24 protein-coding genes are annotated in these 23,480 nt (G+C 64.0%); 13 read left to right on the forward strand and 11 right to left on the reverse strand.

Features of this window, described 5'->3' with window-relative positions; translation table 11 throughout:
- Positions 1-44 precede the first annotated feature (44 nt).
- Positions 45-452: a DUF1499 domain-containing protein gene (locus tag ACR0NB_RS03595; RefSeq protein WP_480633189.1), complete on the forward strand. Its 408-nt coding sequence runs from the start codon at positions 45-47 to the stop codon at positions 450-452.
- Here the strand turns inward: ACR0NB_RS03595 and ACR0NB_RS03600 are convergent.
- Positions 378-680 carry a hypothetical protein gene (locus tag ACR0NB_RS03600; RefSeq protein ID WP_170370601.1) on the reverse strand — a complete coding sequence of 101 codons (303 nt, stop codon included), beginning with the start codon at positions 678-680 and terminating at the stop codon, positions 378-380. The two genes, ACR0NB_RS03595 and ACR0NB_RS03600, sit on opposite strands and share 75 nt — an antisense overlap.
- Before the next feature lie 62 nt (positions 681-742).
- Between ACR0NB_RS03600 and prfA the strand changes: the two genes are divergently transcribed.
- The 3 genes from prfA (at position 743) to ACR0NB_RS03615 (ending at position 3,452) form a co-directional block, all read left to right on the forward strand.
- Entirely contained in the window at positions 743-1,798 is a 1,056-nt protein-coding gene (prfA, locus tag ACR0NB_RS03605; RefSeq protein ID WP_480775620.1) for a peptide chain release factor 1, read from the forward strand.
- The gene (gene prmC, locus ACR0NB_RS03610) at positions 1,795-2,640 is read left to right on the forward strand and encodes a peptide chain release factor N(5)-glutamine methyltransferase (RefSeq protein WP_480774960.1); all 846 of its coding nucleotides are present in this window, start codon (positions 1,795-1,797) and stop codon (positions 2,638-2,640) included. The genes prfA and prmC overlap by 4 nt, the downstream gene beginning before the upstream one ends.
- Before the next feature lie 239 nt (positions 2,641-2,879).
- The gene (locus ACR0NB_RS03615; RefSeq protein WP_170338278.1) at positions 2,880-3,452 is read left to right on the forward strand and encodes a DUF4167 domain-containing protein; all 573 of its coding nucleotides are present in this window, start codon (positions 2,880-2,882) and stop codon (positions 3,450-3,452) included.
- 68 nt (positions 3,453-3,520) lie between these two features.
- Here ACR0NB_RS03615 and rsmA read toward each other — a convergent pair whose 3' ends face one another.
- The 5 genes from rsmA to lptG form a co-directional block, all read right to left on the reverse strand.
- Positions 3,521-4,363, reverse strand: coding sequence for a 16S rRNA (adenine(1518)-N(6)/adenine(1519)-N(6))-dimethyltransferase RsmA (gene rsmA, locus ACR0NB_RS03620; protein ID WP_480774961.1), 843 nt, complete (start codon positions 4,361-4,363; stop codon positions 3,521-3,523).
- Positions 4,364-4,447: 84 nt separating this feature from the next.
- On the reverse strand, positions 4,448-5,413 hold the full coding sequence (gene pdxA, locus ACR0NB_RS03625) for a 4-hydroxythreonine-4-phosphate dehydrogenase PdxA (protein ID WP_480774962.1): 966 nt from the start codon (positions 5,411-5,413) through the stop codon (positions 4,448-4,450).
- Positions 5,410-6,525, reverse strand: a complete 1,116-nt coding sequence (locus tag ACR0NB_RS03630) for a peptidylprolyl isomerase (protein ID WP_480774963.1) — start codon at positions 6,523-6,525, stop codon at positions 5,410-5,412. The genes pdxA and ACR0NB_RS03630 overlap by 4 nt, the downstream gene beginning before the upstream one ends.
- Positions 6,526-6,653: 128 nt before the next feature.
- Positions 6,654-8,822 (reverse strand): LPS-assembly protein LptD, encoded by a 2,169-nt coding sequence (locus ACR0NB_RS03635; RefSeq protein WP_480774964.1) that lies wholly within the window; start codon positions 8,820-8,822, stop codon positions 6,654-6,656.
- A complete protein-coding gene (lptG, locus tag ACR0NB_RS03640; RefSeq protein ID WP_170580707.1) occupies positions 8,822-9,922 on the reverse strand; it encodes an LPS export ABC transporter permease LptG in 1,101 nt (366 codons plus the stop codon). The genes ACR0NB_RS03635 and lptG overlap by 1 nt, the downstream gene beginning before the upstream one ends.
- Before the next feature lie 228 nt (positions 9,923-10,150).
- Here lptG and ACR0NB_RS03645 point away from each other — a divergent pair, with 228 nt between their 5' ends.
- Genes ACR0NB_RS03645 through ACR0NB_RS03655 form a run of 3 tightly spaced genes read left to right on the forward strand, consistent with a single transcriptional unit; the run spans position 10,151 to position 13,186 of the window.
- On the forward strand, positions 10,151-11,617 hold the full coding sequence (locus ACR0NB_RS03645; protein WP_480774965.1) for a leucyl aminopeptidase: 1,467 nt from the start codon (positions 10,151-10,153) through the stop codon (positions 11,615-11,617).
- A gap of 4 nt (positions 11,618-11,621) precedes the next feature.
- A complete protein-coding gene (locus ACR0NB_RS03650; protein WP_170358951.1) occupies positions 11,622-12,083 on the forward strand; it encodes a DNA polymerase III subunit chi in 462 nt (153 codons plus the stop codon).
- A gap of 56 nt (positions 12,084-12,139) precedes the next feature.
- Complete coding sequence (locus ACR0NB_RS03655) at positions 12,140-13,186, forward strand: aldo/keto reductase (protein WP_480774966.1); 1,047 nt, start codon at positions 12,140-12,142, stop codon at positions 13,184-13,186.
- A 68-nt stretch (positions 13,187-13,254) separates the two neighbouring features.
- Here ACR0NB_RS03655 and ACR0NB_RS03660 read toward each other — a convergent pair whose 3' ends face one another.
- Positions 13,255-14,241, reverse strand: coding sequence for a GlxA family transcriptional regulator (locus ACR0NB_RS03660; protein ID WP_480774967.1), 987 nt, complete (start codon positions 14,239-14,241; stop codon positions 13,255-13,257).
- Between the two features lie 133 nt (positions 14,242-14,374).
- On the opposite strand from ACR0NB_RS03660, the gene bcoG reads away from it, so the two are divergent.
- From bcoG to ACR0NB_RS03675, 3 genes are all read left to right on the forward strand, one after another.
- Positions 14,375-15,289 carry a 3-dehydrocarnitine:acetyl-CoA trimethylamine transferase BcoG gene (gene bcoG, locus ACR0NB_RS03665; protein WP_170528766.1) on the forward strand — a complete coding sequence of 305 codons (915 nt, stop codon included), beginning with the start codon at positions 14,375-14,377 and terminating at the stop codon, positions 15,287-15,289.
- An 80-nt stretch (positions 15,290-15,369) separates the two neighbouring features.
- A complete protein-coding gene (locus ACR0NB_RS03670) occupies positions 15,370-16,833 on the forward strand; it encodes a carnitine 3-dehydrogenase (protein ID WP_480774968.1) in 1,464 nt (487 codons plus the stop codon).
- Positions 16,830-17,591, forward strand: coding sequence for an SDR family oxidoreductase (locus tag ACR0NB_RS03675; protein WP_260063093.1), 762 nt, complete (start codon positions 16,830-16,832; stop codon positions 17,589-17,591). Before ACR0NB_RS03670 ends, ACR0NB_RS03675 begins: the two co-directional genes overlap by 4 nt.
- Here the strand turns inward: ACR0NB_RS03675 and ACR0NB_RS03680 are convergent.
- Positions 17,588-17,770, reverse strand: a complete 183-nt coding sequence (locus ACR0NB_RS03680; protein WP_093962276.1) for a hypothetical protein — start codon at positions 17,768-17,770, stop codon at positions 17,588-17,590. The genes ACR0NB_RS03675 and ACR0NB_RS03680 overlap by 4 nt on opposite strands.
- A gap of 90 nt (positions 17,771-17,860) precedes the next feature.
- Complete coding sequence (locus ACR0NB_RS03685; protein WP_480774969.1) at positions 17,861-18,727, reverse strand: helix-turn-helix domain-containing protein; 867 nt, start codon at positions 18,725-18,727, stop codon at positions 17,861-17,863.
- A gap of 110 nt (positions 18,728-18,837) precedes the next feature.
- Between ACR0NB_RS03685 and ACR0NB_RS03690 the strand changes: the two genes are divergently transcribed.
- From ACR0NB_RS03690 to ACR0NB_RS03700, 3 genes are read left to right on the forward strand one after another with little or no spacing between them, the layout of a single operon-like run.
- Positions 18,838-19,041: a DUF2061 domain-containing protein gene (locus ACR0NB_RS03690; protein WP_170366137.1), complete on the forward strand. Its 204-nt coding sequence runs from the start codon at positions 18,838-18,840 to the stop codon at positions 19,039-19,041.
- A complete protein-coding gene (locus tag ACR0NB_RS03695) occupies positions 19,034-19,936 on the forward strand; it encodes a fatty acid desaturase (protein WP_480774970.1) in 903 nt (300 codons plus the stop codon). The genes ACR0NB_RS03690 and ACR0NB_RS03695 overlap by 8 nt, the downstream gene beginning before the upstream one ends.
- A 21-nt stretch (positions 19,937-19,957) precedes the next feature.
- Positions 19,958-20,860, forward strand: coding sequence for an EamA family transporter (locus ACR0NB_RS03700; RefSeq protein ID WP_480774971.1), 903 nt, complete (start codon positions 19,958-19,960; stop codon positions 20,858-20,860).
- 59 nt (positions 20,861-20,919) lie between these two features.
- On the opposite strand, the gene ACR0NB_RS03705 is transcribed toward ACR0NB_RS03700, so the two are convergent.
- Entirely contained in the window at positions 20,920-22,350 is a 1,431-nt protein-coding gene (locus tag ACR0NB_RS03705) for a DEAD/DEAH box helicase (RefSeq protein WP_170595746.1), read from the reverse strand.
- Between the two features lie 185 nt (positions 22,351-22,535).
- Positions 22,536-23,477 carry a glycosyltransferase family 2 protein gene (locus ACR0NB_RS03710; RefSeq protein WP_170370584.1) on the reverse strand — a complete coding sequence of 314 codons (942 nt, stop codon included), beginning with the start codon at positions 23,475-23,477 and terminating at the stop codon, positions 22,536-22,538.
- Positions 23,478-23,480 lie beyond the last annotated feature (3 nt).

Genomic DNA, 23,480 nt, shown 5'->3' on the forward strand with positions numbered 1-23,480 from the left:
CGTCCCGGCGGGCGGCTAGGGTTCTGCCGGAAGGTCTGATTGGAATGAAACGCATGGTTCTTTGGTTGATCGTCGCCGCGGTTGTCGGGCTTGGCCTCTATGTGCGGCTGGCACCGGCCGATCCCGCGCGCTGGCATGTGCCAGTCGTGGCCGAGGCAGATCGTGACCTGCCCGGAGGCGTGATCCGCGTGGTGCAGACCGGGCCGGACGGCCTCGCGCGGCTGGACAAGATGGCGCGGGCGACGCCGCGTACGACGGTGCTGGCCGGATCGGTGGATGAGGGCCTGATCACCTATGTGTCCCGCAGCCGGGTGTTCGGCTTTCCCGACTACACCACCGCCCAGCAGGACGGCGACTCGTTGCGCATCTATGGACGGTTACGATTTGGCCGACGGGATTTCGACGTCAACCGCACCCGGGTCGACGGTTGGTTGGCGGCTCTGCAGTCCTGAAGACAGGCACCCCTCGGACACCTCGCGCCACATCGGCACGTTCAGCGACATCTGGCACTGGGCCATGAACATGCGGCCATCGACCTGCAGGCAGACCATCTCGCCCAGTTCCACCCGCGCGCCGGAGGTGTCGGTGCAATAGCAATCCTGCACCTTCCCACCGGGGCCGATGACATCGGCCAGACCGGGCGTTGCGCAGACGATCAGCAGGGCAATGATCCGTTTCATGGACGCAGCTTAGCACAAGCCGGGGCCTTGACCAAAGCCGTCGGATGATAGACACCGCCCCAATGATCCCCGAAGAACGTCTTGAACAGATCACCCAGCGATTCCAGTACCTCGAAGCGGCCATGTCCGATGGCGCCTCGGGCGGGGATATCGCGGCTTTGGCCAAGGAATATTCCGACCTCAAGCCGGTGGTCGAACAGATCGCAGCCTGGCGCCAGCTGCGGGCCGATCTGGCCGAGGCCGAGGCGATGCTGGACGACCCCGACATGAAAGAGCTGGCCGAGGAGGAGATCCCGCAGCTCAAGGCGCGCATCCCCGAGGCCGAGCATGCGCTGCAACTGGCGCTGCTGCCCAAGGACGCGGCCGATGCGCGGCCGGCGATGCTGGAGATCCGCCCCGGCACCGGCGGCGACGAGGCGGCGTTGTTCGCGGGCGACCTGCTGCGCATGTATCAGCGCTATGCCGAGGCGCGCGGCTGGCAGTTCGAGATCATCGAAGAACAGCAGACCGAACTGGGCGGCATCAAGGAAGTGGTGTCCCATATCAAGGGCGACAACGTCTTTGCCCGGCTGAAATACGAATCCGGCGTGCACCGCGTGCAGCGTGTACCCGAAACCGAAAGCGGCGGGCGCATCCACACCTCGGCGGCGACTGTGGCGGTTCTGCCCGAGGCCGAGGACGTGGACATCCAGATCGACCCGAATGACATTCGCATCGACACGATGCGCAGCTCGGGCGCGGGTGGGCAGCACGTGAACACCACCGACTCGGCGGTACGGATCACCCACCTGCCGACGGGGATCGTGGTGACCAGTTCCGAGAAGTCACAGCACCGCAACCGCGAGATCGCGATGCAGGTGCTCAAGACGCGTCTCTATGACCTCGAACGTCAGCGGATCGACAGTGAGCGCTCGGCCGACCGGGCCAGCCAGGTGGGGTCGGGCGACCGCTCCGAGCGCATCCGTACCTACAATTTCCCGCAGGGCCGGATGACAGATCACCGGATCAACCTGACGCTCTACAAGCTCGACCAGATCATGCAGGGCGATCTGGACGAGGTGATCGACGCGCTGACCGCCGATGATCAGGCGCGCCTGTTGGCGGAGATGGCGCAATGATCGCGGCGCTGACAGCGGCACAGGCCATGGTGGCCGCCACCGCGCGCTTGCGGGCCGCAGGTGTGGACGACCCGGCGCGGGACGCGCGTGTTCTGCTGGCCCATGCCGCCCGGATCGAGGCCAGCCGCGTGACCCTGATCGCGCCCGAAGAGCTCTCGCCCGAGATCGCCGAACGGTATGAGCAACTGGTGTCGCTGCGCGCGATCCGGGTGCCGGTTTCCCATCTTCTGGGCGAGCGCGAATTCTACGGCCGACGCTTCCGCGTCAGCCGCGACGTACTGGACCCGCGCCCCGAAACCGAGGCGCTGATCGAAGCGGCCCTGAGCCAGCCGTTCGACCGCGTGCTGGACCTGGGCGTCGGTTCGGGCTGCATCCTGATCACCCTGCTGGCAGAACGCACCAGCGCAACCGGGCTGGGCGTCGATCTGAGCGAGGCCGCCTGTCTGCAGGCAAGTGCGAATGCAGTGGCCCATGGGGTGCAGGACCGGGCGGAAATCCAGCGCTCGGACTGGTTTGAGAACATTGGTGGCCATTTCGACCTGATCGTTTCCAATCCGCCCTATATCGCGCTCGACGAGATGGATGGCCTGTCGCCCGAAGTGCGCGAGCACGAGCCGCGTCTGGCTTTGACGGATGAAGCGGACGGGCTGGACGCCTATCGCCGGATTGCGGCCGGCGCCCCTGATCACCTTGTGCCCGACGGACGGCTTCTGGTGGAAATCGGTCCGACACAGGCGCAGGCGGTCGGCGCGTTGTTCGACGCGGCGGGGCTGGCGGATATCCGTGTCGTTCCTGATCTGGACGGGCGGGACCGGGTGGTGGGCGCCAGAATGCCGGGCTAACCGCGGATTCTGAGGCCGATTTACGCCGGTCGGGGTAAAAAACCCGGCATTTGGTGTATTAACCCCTTGTCTGCGCCGTCAGGACATGCTTACTCAGAGTAGTCAGCGCGGTTGACGCCCCTTCGGCGCACCCCTGACGCCAAGCCCAAAAAAGTCGACATCCCGTGACGGCACAGGCCACAGAGCAGCGCAGAATACGGGTGGATCGACAGTGCAAGACAAGGCTGACGTACAGTAAGATGAGATCCTCCAAATCCCGCTCGCGGGCAAAGAACAACCGCAATCGTCCCTCTGGTGGAAACGTCGTTAACCGGGTTTTCGACAGCTCGGGGCCCGAGGGCAAGGTGCGCGGCACGCCGCAGCAGATCATTGACAAGTACAACCAGCTGGCGCGCGATGCACAGCTGGCCAATGATCGCGTCGCTGCCGAAAACTTTCAGCAACATGCCGAGCATTACCTGCGCCTGCTGAGCGAGGCGCAACGCGAAATGGAAGCGCGTCGGGAAGAGCAGGAACGCCAGAACCGCGAGCGTCAGGCCGAGCGCGATCGGGAGCGGGCGGAACGGCAGGAACGTGAAGCCGCACGCCAGGCGGACCCGGCGGAGGCTCCGCAGCCGGACATCGTTGATCTGAACGCCGATTCGGATACTCCTGAATCCGGGCTTGTCGAGACGCCCGAAAGCGCGGGCGCCAAGGCCGAAGCGGCCGAGCGCAAGGACAAACCTGCCCGGAGACCGCGCGCACGCAAGCCTAAGGCCGTAGAAGAGCAGGCCCCCCAAGGCGGCGGTGATGCACCAGAGGCTGCCGAATAAGCCATAGCGGTTGCGCACAGAGTTCAAAGGCCCCGGTCAGAGATGTCCGGGGCCGTTTTCGTTCGGGATCAGGTTTTTTGTATCTCACGCGCCAGCGCGCAGAACGCTTCGAGTGATATCTGCTCGGCACGGTCGGTGGGCTTGATGTCGGCGGCGTTCAGGCGGTCCTCGATATCGGGGGCCATCCCCTTGAGCGACGCGCGCAGCATCTTGCGGCGTTGATTGAACGCAGCGGCCACGACACGTGACAGAATACCGGCATCGGCCGGAAAGCGGGGTTCGGGCAGGGCGGTCAGGTGGACCACGGCGCTGCTGACCTTGGGCGGCGGCGTGAACGCACCGGGGGGCAGGGACATGGCGATGCGCGCCTCGGCCCGCCACTGGGCCAGGATCGCCAGCCGCCCATAAGCCTTGGTGCCGGGCTGCGCCACGATGCGCTCGGCCACCTCGCGCTGGAACATCAGGGTCAGGCTCTGCCAGAAGGGTGGCCATTCCGGCGGGGTCAGCCAGCGCACCAGCAGTTCCGTGCCCACATTGTAGGGCAGATTGGCCGCCACGCGGATGGGCGGGTTCAGATGTTCAAGCGGATCGATTTCAAGAGCGTCGCCATTGATGAACTCGAGCCGCCCGGGATAGGCAGCGGCGATTTCCTGAAGCGCGGCGATGCAGCGGGTATCTTTTTCCACCGCCACCACCTTGCGCGCACCTTCGGCCAGCAAACCGCGGGTCAGGCCTCCGGGGCCGGGGCCGATCTCCAGCACGTCGCATTGGCTCAGGTCGCCGGCCTGCCGGGCGATCTTGGCCGTCAGGTTGAGATCGAGCAGGAAGTTCTGACCCAGCGACTTGCGCGCCGAGAGCTGGTGCTTGGCGATGACCTCGCGCAGCGGGGGGAGGGTGTCGATTGCGCTCATGATCCGGTTACCGTGGCGCGAGGGGCAGGCGGTGCGCCAGAGAATTTTTGCCTCCGGCGGGGATATTTGGCGCCAGATGAAGGATCAAGTGCTTTGTGCCATGCGTTGGGCGAGTTTCAGCGCCTCGATCAAGCTGGTGGGGTTGGCGACGCCTTTCCCGGAGATGTCGAGCGCGGTGCCATGGTCGGGAGAGGTGCGGATGAAGGGCAGGCCCAGGGTCACGTTCACGCCACGGTCGAAATCGAGCGTCTTGATCGGGATCAGCGCCTGATCGTGATACATGGCGATCGCGGCATCGTATCGGGCGCGTGCGGCGGCGTGGAACATCGTGTCTGCCGGATGCGGGCCGGTGACGGTGTAGCCCTCGGGGGTGAGATCGGCCAGCAGAGGGGCAATCCAGTCCAGTTCCTCGCGGCCCATCTTGCCACCCTCGCCGGCATGGGGGTTGAGCCCGGCCACCGCGATGCGAGGATGCGGGATGCCGAATTGGCGGCGCAGGCCGTCGGCGGTGATTGCGATCGTGTCGCGCAGCAGGTCGGGCGTGAGGCGCGAGGGCACCTGCGACAGTGGGATGTGGATCGTGGCGGGTACCACGCGGAGTTGCTCGCTGGCTAGCATCATCACCACGCGGGAACGGCCTGCCAGCGCCGCCAGAAATTCGGTATGGCCAGGATAGGCGAAATCGGCGCCGTCGATCAGGGCCTTCTTGTGGATCGGTGCCGTGCAGAGGGCCGAGGCCGCGCCCGATTGCACCAGTGACACGCCGGTTTCGATGGCGTCTATCACCGAAGGCGCATTGGCTGGATCGGGGTGGCCGGGCAGGTTCGGGGCCGGAAAGGTCAGCGGCAACACCGGCAGCGCCCCTGCGCAGATGTCAGCCACCTGGGCGGGGTCTACGATCTCGGTCGTGGGGATGTCGTCGGGCAGGTGACCGGCGTCGCCGATGTAAAAGAATGGGCAGCTGTCGCGCAATGCGGTCCAAGCCTTGGCGGCGATCTCCGGACCGATGCCCGAAGGTTCTCCGCAGCTGAGCGCGATGGGCGCGGTCATTGCTCGATGATGGTGGCGTCGGCGCGCAGCTGTTCGACGAGGCTGTTGGCGAATGCCTGCAGGCGTTGCTGCGTCAGCGCGTTGGCCACGTCCTCGCGCGACGTGTCCTCACCCAGATCGCGCGTCCGATTGCACAGCATGAGGAACACCAGCGTCTGGCCGTTGTTTCGGGTCAGAGAGGTCGACACCTCGTTTGGGTCCAGCTTGGCGAGTTCCAGCGCGATGTCGCGCGGGATTTCGGACGGACTTGCCGAGACCCGGTCGAGTGCCTCGGGCGGTTGCCCCTTGGCGATGCCGTACAGGTCGTCGCAGGTATCCACCGTTTCCTTCAGTTCGGCGGCTCTTTGCAGTGTTTCGGGGCTGAGCCCGCCAGGCAGGTAATAGGCCGCATAGTCGATCTTGGAGAACCGCGGCGTGCTGGCGGCCACTTCTCGCAGGCCGCGCATCTGGAACAGGGCTACGGCGTTGGGCAGGCTCAGCGGGGCCGTGACCTCGCCATTCTTCAGGCCAAGGATAACCGGTTGCAGCGCCGGAGGCAGGTTGCTGACGTTCAACCAGTCCAGGCGTCCGCCATTTTCGCGTGTCGGCGCTGCCGAGTACTGCGTGGCGGCGGCCGAAAATGCATCGATGGTTTCGACACGGGCGATCTCGTCGGCCAAGGCTTCGGCCTGTGCCAAGGTTTGCGCATTCACGGGGATGATGATTTCGGACAGCAAAACCTGGAGACCGCCACCGCCGGTCTGACCCATTGCACGGTCAATTTCGTCGTCCGTCGGACGGGCCTGAGAGATAAAGCGGGCGCTGACATAGTCGCGCCATGCCAGCTGACTGGATACGTAATCCCGCACGGTTTCCCGGTCGATACCCGCGTCAGCCAGCGCCTTCAGGAATTGATCCGGGGTCAGCTGACCACGCGAAGCGAATTCGTCGATCGCAACCTGAATGTCTTCGGGTGTGGGCTGGATACCGGCTTCGCGCATCGCCTGTTTGCGCAGGCGTTCGTCGATCAGCGCCTTGCGGACTTCGGCCTCCGAGCTGCCGGGGATACCCAGAATCTCAAGAAACCGCTGGCGCTGATCCAGTTCGTACCAGGTGACGATGTCCTGATTCACGCGGATCGCCGGTGAAAACAAGCTTTGCGCAGGGGCTTGCTGAGGCGCAACTGACAGCATGGCGACCGCGAGGCCGGGCGCAAATGCCGTCAGCCAACGGGAACGAAAGAACCTGGAAAAACCTGAAATCAGCTGCATTTTCTTTTATACTTCTTGCCCCCGCCTTCAACGGCGTATCCTGTCAGTGCAACGGTAAAGCCGAATTCCGTCGAAGGCTCAATACTTGATGTCGAAGTATATCGCCGGCTGACGGACATGTTAACCTGCACACATTCATTTTCATACGTCACACCCAAGCCCAGCCGCAGCGGTTCGGATTCTGCCAGATCATAGCGGGCCAGGGCGTTGGCTCTCCAGTTTTCATCCAGTCGTTGACGTGCGGTCAACCGTATCTCGGATGTTTCCATGTCAAGGTTTTCGGCCGGGTCCGGCTGCTGCCAGATATAGCTTCCGCCCAGTTGGGTCCCCTCGTTGGCCCAGGTTCCGCGCAATTCAGCCTTGGTAAAGCTGAAATCGCCATCCATCAATCCACGTGCGGCCAGCGTCAGGCCATTGTTCGTCTTGATCTGCCCTGCCAGCAGCAGGTCGGAGGAAGTTCCCTGCAGGCCGGACGTAGCGGTGAAGTTCGGATCGGCGGTCGAGCGGAAGACCTGGCCGACCGTGGCCAATGCCCGCCAACCGCCCGGGGCATACCGAGCCCAGTTCACGCCCACGACCGCCGTCGTGCCGTCTTCGCGTCGATCCTCGGCCGGAAAGCGCGACAGGGACAACAGGTTGCCCTGGTCAAATTCCTGGAAGGTGCTTTCGTCATCGGGCACATCGGTGTCCGAAACATGGGTCCAGCCAAACTGCGCGATCGGCTCCAGAAACTGGGTCGCGCCAGAGGCTTCGCGCCGGGTCATCGGATAGCGCAGTGTCAAAGCCGCACGCGGGGTCGACCGGGTGATCTGGTCGGGGTAGGCGCTGTCGTTGCGAATGTCGAACGTGTCGACCGAAGCCCCCAGTTCCGCATCCGCGCGCAGCCCGGAGGCAAAGGTCCAGCTGCGCAGCCACTGGGCGTCGAATGTGGCGCGGGCCACATCGCGCCCGATGATATCCTCGTCGCTGGTCCGGGTGTGGGTGTGGGTGACGAAGCCCAACCGAACCTCGCCGCCGACAGCGGACGCGGGAAAATAGCGTTTCTGGTAGAACAGATCGAAGACCTGCGACGGGATTTCATCCTGTTCCTCGCTGTCGCGCAGGGTCTTGTAGTGAATGAAGCTGGTCCGGAACGCCGTGTCGCGTTTGATGCGCTCGAGTGCGATCTCGCTGCGCAAGCGGTCATAGTCAGGCAGCCCGTAGTCCGCCAGGTATGAGTCGTCCGATGCGGTCTGGAGGTCGAAGGTCAGCCGGAAGTCGTTCGGAAGATTGAACCAGCCATTTGCAAAGAAATAGCCCCGATCCTGCTCCTGCTGGACATCGTCGCGGGTATAGGCCCCTTCAAACTGGATGCGGCCGTTCTTGAAGGCCTGCCGGTAGCGATAGCCAAGCGTCGTGGTCTTGGACGACAGGTAGGGGGTCAGCGTCAGATCCCTGTGATCGCCCAGTTTGAAGAAATACGGCGTCTTGACGCCGGTACCCAACTGAGAGGTCGTGCGGATTGACGGCACCAGAAATCCGGTTGCCCGATCCAGTGTCGGGTCCGGCAGCCGCAGGGTTGGAAAGTAGAAAACCGGCACATCCAGAATGCGGAACTGGGCGCCCTCGAAATACAACTGCCGTTCGAGCTGATCATGCGTGACCTTGCGCGCCCGGATCTGCCAGAGGGGCGGCCGACCGTCGGCGCACACATGGCAGGACGTGGCCGAGACCTTGCTGAACTGCGTGTAGCGTCCTGCCGCACGGGTCGCCTGAACCGACGCGATCTGTACCTGCTGATCGAACACCAGCCGTGCGCCGGTCAGCAACCCGTTCTGGATGCCGTCATCCAGTTGCGCTGAGTCCGCGAGGACGGTCGAGCGTCCGCCCTGATCCATCCGGATCGGACCTTCCAGCGTCAGCTCGCCCGACTCGCGGTCGAACACCACGCGCTGTGCGGACAGTTTGACGTCGCCCTGAAAAGCTTCGACGTTGCCCTCGGCCACCAGTTTGCGATCCGGGGTGATGAAGATCCTGTCGGCGACCAGCAGGGCAGGCTGATCCTGTTGTTGTGCCGTGTCAGACGCGGGCGTACTGGTCTCCGAGGTCTGGGCCAATGCCAGCCCCGGACCGGAAAAGAACACGGCACTGGACAAAAGAAGGGGCAGAAGGCGCCGCATCAGCCGTCCTCCGCGTGCAGCAGAAGGCCGAGCGACAGCAATATGGCCGCAAACGGTGGTGCCCAGGCCGCAATCACAATCGGCAATTGGCCGTTCTCTCCCAAAATCTGAGCGAAATTGCGCACGAAGTATACGCCGAACCCCAGCAAAACAGCAGTCAGCACGGCGACGCCGGTGCCGCCGAACCGCACGTGCCGCATGGTGAAGGCCGCGCCGATCAACACCATCGAAATCAAGAAGAATGGGCGCGCCAGCTGCACCTGCAGCCAAACCTCGTATTGCTTGGTTGAAAAGCCCGCCTCGCGCAGGTCGCGGATCAGTTGGGGCAGGTCATAGACCGAGACGCTGTCCTGTTGACCCAAGGTTTCCAAGATGCGCTGACGGGTCAGCGAAGTGGGCAGCCGCAGGGTCTCATGCGTGACGGCGTGGGTCTCGGGGTTGGTGTCGCTGGACAGGGGCCATTCCTTGGTGTTGCGCAGGATCCAGGCCCCGTCGTCGAGGCGAGCGCCGTCGGCGATGATTTGACGGGTCGGTAGACCTTCGGGCGAAAACGTGATGATGGTCACGTCGATCAATTCAAGCTCGGCGTCGTTGGTCGATGCGCGGGCATGGATCACCGATTGGCCCTGCGGCGAGCCCTGACGCAGCCAAAGCCCATCGCGGCTGATCGAGAGAGCGGAACTGCCACCGTTTTTGTATAGATCCGAGAAATGCCGGTACTGCTCGGACGTGGCCGCCGCAATCGGGTTCAGCAGGGCCACCGCCAGAGTTCCGATTATCAGCGCCAGAAGGACCGGTGCCACCAGCGCGCGGATACCCGAGCGGCCGATCGCTCGGGTCACCACCAACTCCGAGCTGCGGGCGAGGCCGACAAACAGGGCAATGGTCGACAGGATCATCAACAGCGGCAGCATCTCGCTGATCGCAGCGGGTGTGTTCAACAGCGTCAGCTGCAGAACCTGGCCAAATGACAGGTCGGCGTCATTGAACCGACGGGCCTGTTCGATCAGGTCGATCAGGATCATCAGTGTCAAGAAGATGGCCCCAATCACCAGAAAGCTCTGCAAAAAGCGGCGGGCGAAGTACCGGTCCAGAATCACGGCCGCATCCCCGGTACGGGGCGTCCAGCAGGCCTGTTGCCAGAATCGCCAAGGCACAAAAACATGCGCGACGGCCTATGCCTGCCGAATGATGCCAAGTTTTCTCCCCCGAGCCTGCCGGTCATTTTGGCGCGACCTTAATGCAATTGGCGGGCGGGGAAAACTGCTATCTGGTCAATGGCGGCGGCGCGGGCTAGGTCTGTGGGCAGAGTTTTTCAGGAGCAAGAAATGAGCAGTCTGGTACCGATCCGTTTTCAAACCTTCGAACTGGACCTGATGGCGCAGGCCCAAGGCCGGGTGGCCATTCTCATTCCCGCTGATGGCAAGATGAACCCCGCCGCGCGCCGCGCAAACCGACTGACCCGTGGTGCCGTGGCCCGGCTGGTGGAAAGCGACCGTTTCGCCAAGGTCAAGACTGGCGACGTGATCTCGTTGGCTTGGCCCGGCGGGATGGAGGCAGAGGCATTGGACATTCTCGTCCTGCCACGCCGCCCCGAACCGGACGAAGCCCGCAAGGGCGGAGCCGCGCTGGCCAAGCTGGCAGGTGGCAAGGACCTGCTGGTCATGGCGGGCAACCAGGTACGGACCGAGGAACTGGCCCTGGGCATTGCCTTGCGCAGCTATGATTTCGACGCGCACAAAACCAAGGACGATGACGCAAAGGGCGCGGTGACCATCTGCCACGCCAAGCCCGACGACGCCGAGGCCGCCTTCGTGCCGCTCTATGCGGTTGCTGATGGTGTGCGCATGACACGCGACCTGACGAACGAACCGGCCAACATCCTGACGACGACCGAATTTGCCAACCGTCTGAAAGAGATGCAGGAGTTGGGCCTGAAGGTCGAGGTGCTGGACGAAGACAAACTGGCCGAGTTGGGCATGAGGACCCTGCTGAGCGTCGGGCAAGGCTCGGACAGCCCCTCGAAAGTCGTCGTGATGCAGTGGAATGGCGGCGATGCCGATGACGCGCCGCTGGCTCTGGTCGGCAAGGGGGTCGTTTTCGATACTGGCGGTATCTCGATCAAACCGGCCGCGGGCATGGAAGAGATGACCATGGACATGGGCGGCGCAGGCGTCGTTGCGGGCACCATGCGTGCATTGGCCAAGCGTAAGGCCAAGGCCAATGTCGTGGGCCTGGTCGGGCTCGTCGAGAACATGCCCTCGGGCAGTGCCACGCGGCCGGGCGACGTCGTCAAGTCGATGAAGGGCGATACGGTCGAGATCATCAACACCGATGCCGAGGGACGTTTGGTGCTGTGTGACGTCATGTGGTACGCGCAGGAGCGGTTCAATCCGGTCGGCATGATCGATCTGGCCACCTTGACCGGCGCGATCATCATCGGGCTGGGGCATGAAAACGCAGGCGTGTTTTCCAACAACGACACCTTCTGTGACGCGTTCCTGAAGGCGGCCCGGGCCGAGGATGAAGGCGCGTGGCGTATGCCGCTGGGGCAGGCTTATGACGATCTGCTGAAGTCGCGCATCGCAGACATGAAGAACGTAGGCGGCCGGCCGGCCGGTTCGATCACCGCAGCGCAGTTTCTGCAGCGTTTCGTCAAGGAAGAAACACCCTGGATCCATCTGGACATCGCGGGCGTGGCCTCGGTCGCGGCGGAAACGTCCTATGCGCCCAAGGGCGCCACGGGTTGGGGCGTTCGTGCGCTCAGCCGTTTCGTGCAGGACAATTTCGAGTAGGTCGATGGGCGCCGTCTACTTCTACCACCTGACCCGCCATCCACTTGAGCAGACCTTGCCGGTGTTGCTGGACAAGGCACGGCAGGCCGGGTGGCGGATTGCGGTGCGGGGCACTGACCCTGCGCGGATGGACTGGCTGGACGAAAGGCTTTGGCTGGGCCCCGAAGACGCGTTTCTGCCGCATGGGCAGGCAGGTGGGCCGCATGACGCGGTTCAGCCGATTCTGCTGACCACCGAGGCTGACGCTGCGAACAACCCGTCTTGCCTGATGGCGGTGGACGGGGCCGAGGTGACGCCGGATGAGGTGACCGCCTCGGAGCGGGTTTGCATCCTGTTCGACGGCAACGATCCAAGCGCGGTGGATCATGCGCGTGGTCAATGGAAGACGCTGACCGCGGCGGGTTGCGCGGCGCAGTATTGGTCGGAGGAATCCGGCCGCTGGGAGAAAAAGGCCGAATCCGGCTGACACGGGACCGAAATCAGATTGCAGGCGTGGCGATCCGCGCGACAGGAGATTGATTGATGAAAATGAAACCGTTGGGCCGCACGGGCATCCAGGTCTCGGACCTGTGCCTCGGAACCATGACATTCGGCACGCAGACCCCCGAGGCGGATGCGCATCGTCAGATCGACACGGCGCTGGCGGCCGGGATCAATTTTCTCGATGCCGCCGAGATGTATCCGGTCAACCCGATCACCAAGGAGACCGTGGGCAAGACCGAGCAGATCATCGGCAACTGGAATGCGGCACATCCGGCCCGCCGCGGCAGCTATGTTCTGGCGACCAAGCATTCGGGCGCCGGCTTTGCCCATGCGCGGGACGGAGCACCGATCTCGGCCAGCACGATCCCCGGGGCCATCGAGGGATCGTTGCGGCGTCTGCAGACCGACTACATCGACCTGTATCAGTTTCACTGGCCCAACCGCGGCAGTTACATGTTCCGACAGAATTGGGACTACGACCCGTCGGGCGGCGACAGGCAGGCGGTTCTGGACAACATGCGCGAATGCCTCGAGGCGCTGCAGTCGCAGGTGGACAAGGGCAATATCCGCGCCTTCGGCCTGTCGAACGAAAGCGCCTGGGGCACTGCCCAGTGGCTGCGCTTGTCGGAAGAGATGGGTGCGCCGCGGGTGGCGTCGGGCCAGAACGAGTATTCCCTGCTGTGCCGCCTGTATGACACCGACATGGCCGAGTTGAGCGCCTATGAGGATGTGGGTCTGCTGGCCTTCTCGCCGCTGGCCGCCGGATTTCTGACCGGCAAGTATCAGAGCGGGGCGGTGCCCGAAGGATCGCGCATGTCGATCGTGCCGCAGATGGGCGGGCGCAAGGGCGACCGGGTTTTCGACGCGGTCGAGGCCTATCTGGCGATTGCCGCGGAACACGGGCTGGACCCGGTGCACATGGCGCTGGCCTGGTGCCAGACGCGGCCGTTCATGACCTCGGTCATCTTCGGCGCGACCACGCAGGCGCAGCTGGAGCGGATCCTGGAGGGGCGGGATGTCGTGCTGTCGGATGAGATTTTGGCCGAGATCAACGCGGCCCATCGCGCGCATCCGATGCCGTATTGAGGGATGGGGGCGCTGCCCCCGTCGTCGCAGCCAACTCCCCCAATCTATGACCAAATCAAGCTCGCCCGTCAGTGATGGGTGGGCTGGGTGCGGTCCTGCCTGAGGTCGCGGGCGGATAGTCCATGCGCCGTACGGAAAGCGCGCGCAAAGCTGGATTGTGACGTGAACCCCGTGGCCAGTGCCACATCCATCAGCGGCATGTCGGTGTCGGTGACCAGGCGGCGGGCCTCGGCCAGGCGCAGTTGCAGGTAGTGGTCCTGTGGCGTGGTGTTCAGCCGCAGGCGGAATTGCTGCTGCAGGGTGCGCGGGCTGGTTCCCAGGGCCTTTGCGATCTCGGCCAGGGGCAGCGGGTCGTCCAGCGCGGCCTGCATGATCACGTTGGCGCGGGCGGTCAGGGCACTGTGGCGGTGTGGCGCCCCAGTACGGCTCTGTGGTCTGCCGGGTTCGGGGGCGCCTTCGTAGAGGAACAGGCCCGAGACACGGGCCGCGAAGCCGGCGCCGTGGCGTGCCGCGATGATTTGCAGCATCATCTCGACCGCGGGGATCGCGCCGCCCGAGGTCAGGCGGTTGCCCGACACGGTGAACCGGTCGGGGCGCACGTCGACTTCGGGGAAGCGGCTGGCGAAGGTCTCGAGATCTTCCCAATGGGTGGTGGCGGCGTGACCGTCAAGCAGCCCCGCTTCGGCCAACAGCCAGGGGCCTCCGTCGATGCCCGCCATCGTGGCGCCGGTATTGGCGATGCGGCGCAGCCCGGCCAGAAGGCTGGGGGTGGCGTGGCGCACCAGGTTGAACCCCGCGATCACGATCATCAGGTCGCAGTGGTCGAGACGCGCCAGCGGGATGCCCGGCACTTGCAACGCGCTGGTCAGCATCGCCGGCTCGGGCGTGGCGGTCACGTAGTCCCAGTCGAAGGCCGGGCGGTCGGCCAGCCGGTTGGCGGCGCGCATCGGGTCCACCGCCGAGGCGAAGCTGAGCGTGTTGCACTCGTCCAGCACCAGAACGGCGGTTTTCAGCGCGCGGTGCTCGGGCTGGAGGATGTTTTTTGCGGATTTCATCAAGTCTGATTCGCATTCTGGCAAGTTGTCTGGTCAAGGCTGCGCCAGAGTCGGGGCCAGACGCAAATCGGAATCCGGGGAGAAGCCTGGGGAAAACCCATGGCGAAGCCGTGTATAACTTGGGGATAACACCATGCCTTTGGAAATGAACCGCGAAGTATTCATCACTTGTGCCGTGACCGGCTCGGGTGGGACGCAGGATCGCAGCCCGCATGTGCCGCGTTCGCCCAAGCAGATCGCCGACAGTGCGATCGCGGCCGCCAAGGCCGGGGCGGCGGTGGTTCATTGCCATGTGCGCGACCCCGAAACCGGCGCGCCCAGCCGCCGTCTTGACCTGTATCGCGAGGTGACGGACCGCATCCGCGACGCCGAGGTGGACGTGGTTCTGAACCTGACCGCCGGCATGGGCGGTGACATCGTGTTCGGCGGAGTCGAAGCCCCTTTTCCCGTGGCCGAGGGGACCGACATGATCGGTGCCTCGGAACGCGTGGCCCATGTGGCCGAGTGTCTGCCCGAAATCTGCACGCTGGATTGCGGCACCATGAACTTTGCCGAGGCCGACTATGTGATGACCAACACGCCGGGCGCGTTGCGGGCGATGGGGCAGATGATGACCGATCTGGGCGTGAAGCCCGAGATCGAGGCCTTTGACACTGGCCATCTGTGGTTTGCCAAGCAACTGGTGAAAGAGGGCGTTCTGGCCCCGAATGCGCTGGTGCAGCTGTGCATGGGCGTGCCGTGGGGCGCGCCGGACGACCTGAACACCTTCATGGCGATGGTGAACAACGTGCCCGACGACTGGACCTTCAGCGCGTTCTCGCTGGGGCGGCATCAGATGGCCTATGTGGCGGCCTCGGTTCTGGCGGGCGGCAACGTGCGCGTGGGGCTCGAGGACAATCTATGGCTGGACAAGGGGGTGCTGGCCGAAAACTGGCAACTGGTCGAACGCGCCGGAACGATCATCGAGAACATGGGCGCGCGGGTGATCGGGCCGGCTGAGGTGCGCGATAAACTGGGATTGGTCAAACGGGCGCCTGTGGCGACCTGACGGCGGGGCGACCCTCGGAAATTCTGTCGAACAACGATGGCCCCCGGTGCGGCGTGAACGTTCGGGGCGAAGGAGAGAAGATGAAGACGGCAGCGATCATCGGTGGCGGCGTGATCGGCGGCGGATGGGCCGCGCGGTTTCTGCTGAATGGTTGGAACGTGCGGGTGTTCGACCCGGACCCCGAGGCCGAGCGCAAGATCGGCGAGGTCCTGGACAACGCGCGGCGGTCGTTGCCCGGGCTGAGCGATGTGCCGCTGCCGCCCGAAGGCGCGCTGAGCTTTCATGGCGACATGGCCGACGCGGTGCAGGGGGCCACTTGGATACAGGAGAGCGTGCCCGAGCGTCTGGATCTGAAGCGGAAGGTCTACAAGGGGCTACAGGAGGCCTGTGATTCGGGGGCGATCATCGGGTCCTCGACCAGCGGGTTCAAACCATCCGAGCTGCAGGAAGGCGCGCTGCGGCCCGAACAGATCGTGGTGACGCACCCGTTCAACCCGGTCTATCTGCTGCCGCTGGTCGAATTGGTGCCCTCGGCCGTCAACCCGCCTGAACAGGTCGGGCAGGCCAAGGACGTGTTGCGCTCGGTCGGTTTTTTCCCGCTGCAGGTCCGCAAGGAGATCGACGCGCATATCGCCGACCGGTTCCTCGAGGCCGTCTGGCGCGAGGCGCTGTGGCTGGTCAAGGACGGCGTGGCCACGACCGAGGAGGTGGACGAGGCGATCCGGATGGGCTTTGGCATCCGCTGGGCGCAGATGGGCCTGTTCGAGACCTATCGCGTGGCCGGGGGCGAGGCCGGGATGCGGCACTTCATGGCCCAGTTCGGCCCGGCGTTGAAATGGCCCTGGACCAAGCTGATGGATGTGCCTGACTTCACCGACGATTTGGTCGACATGATCGCCGACCAGTCGGACGCGCAATCGGGGATGCACTCGATCCGCGAGTTGGAGCGCATTCGCGACAACAATCTGGTGGGCATGATGCGGGCGTTGAAGGCGCGCGACTGGGGCGCGGGCGCAGTGCTGAACCGGCATGACGCGCTGCTGAAGCCGGGTGCCCTGCCGACGCTGGATCAGGCCGATCTGAGCCAGCCGATCCTGACGCTGGCCCGCGCGGTGCCGCTGGACTGGACCGACTACAACGGTCACATGAACGAGGCGCGGTATCTCGAGGCCTTTGCCGCAGCGACCGACCGTTTCATGGAGATCATCGGCTGCGATGCCGACTACATCGCCTCGGGCGGCAGCTATTTCACGGCTGAAAACCACATCCGGTATCTGGACGAGGCCCATGCCGGGGCGAAAATCGAGGTGCGCACGCAGATGCTGTTGGGGCAGGGCAAGAAGCTGCACCTGTTCCACAGCATGTACGAGGGCGGCAAACTGCTGGCCACGGGCGAGAGCTTTCTGCTGCATGTCAGCCTGGAAACCCGTCGGCCCTGTGCGCCGTCGCCGCAGATCGAAGCCGCAATGGCCCGCATCGCCGAAGCGCAGGCCGGGTTGCCCTATCCCGAGGGCGCAGGGGCGGCGATCCGCAAACCGTCATGACCGGTCGGGTTCTGATCACCGCCGGGGCCTCGGGCGTGGGGCGCGCGATGGCCGAAGCGTTCGACGCCGCCGGCGCGCAGGTCTGGGTGGCGGATGTGGACGCCGAGGCGTTACGGGCCTGCCCGGATCACTGGGGGTGGTCGCAGGTAGATGTGTCGGATGAGGCTGCCGTCGCAGAGCTGTTCGGCGAGATCGCGGTGCAGTGGGGCGGTTTGGACGTTCTGTGCGCGAATGCGGGGGTCGCGGGGCCGACCGCATTGGTCGAAGATGTGGCGCTAAGCGATTGGCAAAAATGTATTTCCGTCAATCTGGACGGGGCGTTTCTGTGCGCGAAATACGCGGCGCCGATGCTCAAACGGCAGGGGCGCGGCGTGGTGCTGATCACATCCTCGACCGCCGGGCAGTACGGCTATCCCAACCGCGCGCCCTATGCGGCGGCGAAATGGGCGGTGATCGGGTTGGGCAAGACCCTGGCGATGGAGCTGGGGCCGCACGGCGTGCGCTGCAACGTCATCTGCCCCGGCGCGGTGGAAGGCCCTCGGATGGAGGGCGTGCTGCAGCGCGAAGCGGCCGCCAAGGGCATGACCCGCGATCAGGTCTATCGGGGCTATGCGGCGGGTACTTCAATGGGCCGCTTCGTCGAAGCGCATGACATTGCCGCCATGGCGGTGTTCCTGGCCTCGGATGCGGCACGGTTGGTGTCGGGGCAGGTCATCGCCGTCGATGGGCATACCGTTAACCCCGACCCCAAGCTTTAGCCCTGGTTTGGGCCGCGCATCTGGCGGATCGAGGCGCGGACGGCCTGCCAGTTCTGTGCCTCTTCCACGTTTCCTGCGGCTTCGAATTCGCGGGCTTTCTGGGCGGCTTCGGCCTCGGCCTTGTCGCCATGCGCCGAATACAGGGCGCGCGCGTATTGAGCGGTTTTGAGAGCGTCCATTCCTGATATCCTCCTTTGGGTCGGATCGTTCGGATTTTCGCGCAACTCAATATAGGCGATCGGGCGGGAAATTGCACCCGTGCGCTGATGTCACCCTACCGAAATGGCCGTGCGCAGCTGGCGCAGATGGGTCGGGAAATGCCGGGCGGTCAGATCAGCTTCGCGGACCAAAGTATCGAAATGGCGCGTAAAAACCTCGATCCGGTCCCGGTCGCGAAAGGCCATGTAGTGGCTGCCGGCATAGAACACGCAGAGCAGCGGCCCAAAGATGGTGACCGGCGCGGAATAGAGTCGCTTGGCATCGAACAGGTAGATGCGCATGCGCGGATACAGCTGTTCGCACAGCTCCAGCATGTGTTCGATCTGGTCCAGCCGCACCTGCAGGGGCAGCCCGTCATAGTAGCCGGTGCCATGGGCAAAGCTGTGAATCTCGTACAGCGGCATGGCGATTTCATAGTCCGACTGGGCACCGCGCATCCAGGTCAGTCGGTCCTCGGAGGCGCCGATGGCCTGGTCGGCGGTTCGGCCCAGATGCGGCGCGTATTCCCATTCCAGCACGGCGCGGGTTTTCAGCATGTCGGGCAGGGTGGCCGGAACATAGCGGATCTTGTAGCCCGCGGCCTGCTGGTGCCATTCAAAGATGCGTTCGTCGACCAGCGCGCGGGGGGCCTCGGTCATGGTCAGCGAACTGGCCAGCAGCTCGGCCGCGCTCTCGGGGCGATCCGAGAGGCTGAGCAGCCAATCCGCCGACACTCCCAGAGCCGAGGCGCAGCTGCCCACCACATGGGCGTTGGGTAGGCGCGCGCCCGTATCGGTCAGCAACTGGGACACGGTCGAGCGATCGACCCCGATGGTGCGCGCCAGTGCGCTTTGGCTCATCTTCCGTTGGTCCATCGCACGGGCCAGGCGCAGGCGGAACTGCGCGGCGCGGTCTCGCTTGTCGAAATTTTCCTGCATGTGATGATAAATATCACGGTCGCTAAGATTTGTTAATCATATTCGGAATTCTCGACAAGGCCGGCGGCAGGTAACGCTTGTTTGAAAAGCAAAAAAGACTGGGGACCGGAATGGAAACGCGGCGAAGATCTGTCGTGAAGGCAATCATTTGGAATGCGATGGGCCTTGCGGTCATGACCGTGGTGGGGCTGGTCGCCACCGGCTCGGCCGCTATCGGAGGCGCATTGGCGGTGGTGAACACGGCCATCGGGCTGACGCTCTACGTGATTTACGAACGCATCTGGGCCGGAATCTCCTGGGGGCGACATGGCTGAGGCGACCACCCCCAAATCTCCCGAATGGCCGACCTTTGCCCTGATCATTGCCTGCTATGCCCTTTGGCTGATTGCAATTTTCGGCGTCGCGGCGTGGTCGCTGTGGCTGGCGGTGCCGATGATGGGTGTCGTCGCGGCGCTGCATTCTTCGCTGACGCATGAAGCGCTGCACGGCCACCCGTTCCGTGCAAAGTGGTTGAACGAGGCGCTGATGGCTCTGCCGCTGACCCTGTTCATCCCCTACATCCGCTTTCGCGATCTGCATCTGGCGCACCATCAGGATGCCAACCTGACCGACCCCTATGACGATCCGGAAACCAACTATCTGGACCCGGCGGTCTGGGTCAGGCTGCCGCGGTGGCAGCGGTGGGTCTATCAGGCGAACAACACGCTGTTGGGGCGCATGGCGCTGGGTCCGATCATCGGCCAGTTGGCTTTTCTGCGCGACGACTGGCGCGGTGCGGTGCGCGGGGACCGCGACATCTGGCTGGCCTGGGCTTTCCATCTGCCGGGCGTGGCGGTGGTTCTGTGGATCGCGGCGCAATCAGCGATGCCGGTCTGGGCCTTTGTCCTTTCGGCCTATCTGGGACTGGCGCTGGTCAAGATCCGCACTTTTCTGGAACACCGCGCGCACGAAGAGTCGCGCGCCCGCACGGTGATTGTCGAAGAACGAGGGCCGCTTGCCTTTCTGTTTCTGAACAACAACTTGCACGTCGTTCATCACATGAACCCGGCGGCGCCATGGTATCGGTTGCCCGCGCTCTATCGCCGAGGGAAAGAGCGCTATCTGGCCTGCAACGAGGCCTATGTCTATCGCTCGTACGGGCAGGTTTTCCGGCAGTATTTCTGGCGTGCCAAGGATCCGGTGGCGCATCCGCTCTGGCCAAAACCCTGATTTGACGACAGAAGGGGATCCATGAGTATGTGGATTCCCGTAACCTTGGCCGCCGCCACCTTTCAGACGGTGCGCTTCATGCTGCAGAAGTCGCTGAGCAGCGTGAAGCTGTCGGCGACCGGCGCGACCTTTGCGCGCTTTGCCTACTCGATGCCTCTGGTGTTGTTGGGGTTGGTGGGGGCGATGTGTCTCAGCGGTCTGCCGCTGCCGACGCTGCCGCCTCTGTTCTGGCTTTATGCCGCCATCGGAGGGCTGTCCCAGATACTTGCCACGATCTGCGTCGTGGCTTTGTTCAAGCAGCGCAACTTTGCCGTCGGCATCACCTTCAAGAAAACCGAGGTGATCCAGACCGCAATCGTCGGCTTTGTCGTGCTGGGTGACCGGGTTTCAACCGGTGCGTTCGCGGCCATCCTGCTGGGGCTGCTGGCGGTTCTGCTGTTGTCGAAGACGCCGGGCGGCAGTGGGGCGTGGTGGCGTCACCTGACCAACCGCGCCTCGCAACTGGGGCTGGGATCGGGCGTCTTGTTCGCCTTTTCCGCGGTCAGCTATCGCGGCGCGTCGCTGCAACTGGGCGATGGCGAGGCCTGGTTTCGGGCGCTGGTGACGCTGGCGGTCGTGGTCTCGATCCAGTTCCTGTCGATGGCGCTGTGGCTGGTTTGGCGCGACCGGGCCGAGCTGCGCGCGGTGTGGGACACGCGGCGCACCGGCGTCTTCGTCGGGCTGACCAGTCTGGGCGGGTCGTTCTGCTGGTTCTGGGCCTTCAGCCTGCAGAACGCGGCCTACGTCAAGGCGCTGGGGCAGGTGGAGCTGATTTTCAGCCTCATGGCCTCGGTCCTAGTCTTCCGCGAGACGGTGACGCGGCGCGAGATTATGGGGATGGTCCTGCTGGGTCTCTCGATCCTGATCCTGGTCGCCGCGATCTGAGATGCAAAAAGGCGCGCGGAGGTCCGTGCGCCTTCTGATCTTTTTGCCATGCAGGCGGGTCAGCCCGCGCGGCGTTCGTCAAAGCTGAGAGCGATAAAGCTGGGCAGGTGATCGCCCATGCCGACGACGGCTGGTCCGCCATCTTCGCGGCGTCCACGGCTTTTGCCCCGTTGGCCCTTTTCTCGTGCCGGCTTGTCCTTGGGGGCTGTTTCCCTGGGCGTAGCGTCCTTGGCGGGCTTGTCCTTCCCGGTGTCCTTGGCCTCGGATTTGCCCTCGCCCTTGCGGGTCGACGCGCGCGATCTCTTCTCTGGCTTTTTGTCCTCGTCCCCGGCCGGTTCGGCCTGAACCGGGTTGTCCAGACGTGAGATTTCCTTCTGGATCAGCTTCTGGATCGCGTCCAGCGCCTTTTCATCGCGGGCCGTGCACAGAGTGATGGCCTTGCCTTCGCGCCCGGCGCGGCCGGTACGGCCGATGCGGTGCACGTAATCCTCGGGGTGGCTGGGCACATCGAAGTTGAACACATGGCTGACCGACGGAACGTCCAGTCCCCGCGCGGCGACATCGGACGCCACCAGGAAACGCAGCGTTCCTTCGCGGAAGCCCTCAAGGGTCCTGGTGCGCACGGACTGGTCCAGATCGCCGTGGATCGCGGCCGCGTCATAGCCGTATTTCTTCAGCGATTTCGCGGTGATATCCACGTCGGTTTTGCGGTTGCAGAAGATGATGGCGTTGGTGCATTTGTCACCTTCGGCATCGATCAGTGCGCGCAGGACCTTGCGCTTGGTGCTGCCCTCACGGTCACGGCGGCCGCCTTTGACCATTACGACGCCCTGTTCGATGGTCTCGGACGCGGTGGCCTGACGGGCCACTTCGATCCGGGCCGGGGCCGACAGGAACGTGTCGGTGATCCGCTCGATTTCGGGCGCCATGGTGGCCGAGAAGAATAGCGTCTGCCGGGTAAAGGGCGTCAGCGAGAAGATGCGTTCGATATCGGGAATGAACCCCATGTCCAGCATCCGGTCAGCCTCGTCCACGACCATGATCTGCACGCCGGTCAGCAGCAGCTTGCCACGTTCGAAATGGTCCAGCAGACGGCCGGGCGTGGCGATCAGCACGTCGACGCCGCGGTCGATCAGGGCCTCTTGTTCCTTGAAGCTGACGCCGCCGATCAGCAGCGCTTTGGTCAGCTTCAGATGCTTAGTGTAGGTGTCGAAGTTTTCCGCCACCTGCGCCGCCAGTTCCCGCGTCGGGCACAACACCAGCGAACGCGGCATCCGCGCCCGGGCGCGGCCGCGCGCCAGCAGAGTGATCATCGGCAGGGTAAAGCTGGCGGTCTTGCCAGTGCCGGTCTGGGCGATGCCCAGAACGTCTCGCCCTTCCAGCGCCGGTGGGATGGCGCCTTCCTGGATCGGGGTCGGGGTTTCGTAGCCGGCTTCCTCAATAGCTTTGAGGACCTTGGGGTTCAGGTTCAGATCGTTGAATTTCGTCATGTATGTCCGGTTCATGCGGACACTGACCTGGCCCGCGCGTATGAAAAATGCCGGGCCCGGATGGCCATGCGCACCATGCGCGTTTCGGCTTGGATGCGGACATAACAAAAAGGTGTGGCAGGGTCAAATGAAGACAGTTTCATCTATACCGCTACATCGCGTCACTGGCGATTTCGTGCAACAATTCAGCAGCTTCCGGGAAAGTGTTTCTTCAGCTTTTCCTCAAGATCAAGCGGTCGGTGCTTGATGAGGCCCCGTTCCTGCAGGCGCGCGCGAACCTGCGGGTCGGTGGCGCTGAGTTCGTCAAAGAACTTGCGCAGACCTTTCTCGCCTTCTTCGGCTTCGATCCAACTGAGCAGTTCGTTCATGTTCAACCCGCCCCGATCGCGATGTACGTTCGGAGCCATGCCGGGCTGGTACGAGCCGCGTTCCAGTCGAAACCGATAGTGTGACCACCAATGCTCCCAATCCGGGGCGTGGCGGTGGCACAGGTCGATCTGCGGCATCTCGGTCTTGCAGGGCAAGATGACCTTGTTCTGAAACAGATTGTGGATGCGGTAATTGAGGTTCTCCATCCCTGTGCGCACGAACAGCTTGCCCTGTACGTGACTCAGAAAGCCGCCCAGAACGAAGGCGCCGTAGTTTGGATAGATCGTTTCGACAAGCGCTTCGCGTTCGGGGCCCTGGGGGATGAACGCTTTGTAGAGATCGTTGCCGCAGGCCAGGGCCTCGATCGGACGAACCCGAACCGCGTGCACCGTTTCGGGCACTTCGCCCAGCAAGTCCGCGATGGGGGCCGTGGGCCACAGGAACTCGTCCACATCTATATGCGCCAGCCAATCGAGATCGGTGTGGCGATAGGTAAAGGTCGCATGAACGGTCTGGCGGACCTGGTGGCGCTCGGGCTTGTCCCGTTTGCGCGCTGCCCAGAACGCATCGTCGCAGATGCGGACGGTCACCTTGGGGTGGCGGCGCAGGGGGCGAAAAGCCCGACGGTTGGGCTCATCAAGGTAGAGGTAGAGGTGATCCGCGCCCAGATCCAGGTGGTAGGCCGCAAAACTCAGAATGTCGCGGGCCGATCCACGCACCGTCGAGACGATGCCCCAGCTCGGCCCGGCTGCGGTCATGCG

This window comes from Ruegeria sp. CG3 (genome assembly GCF_056537205.1).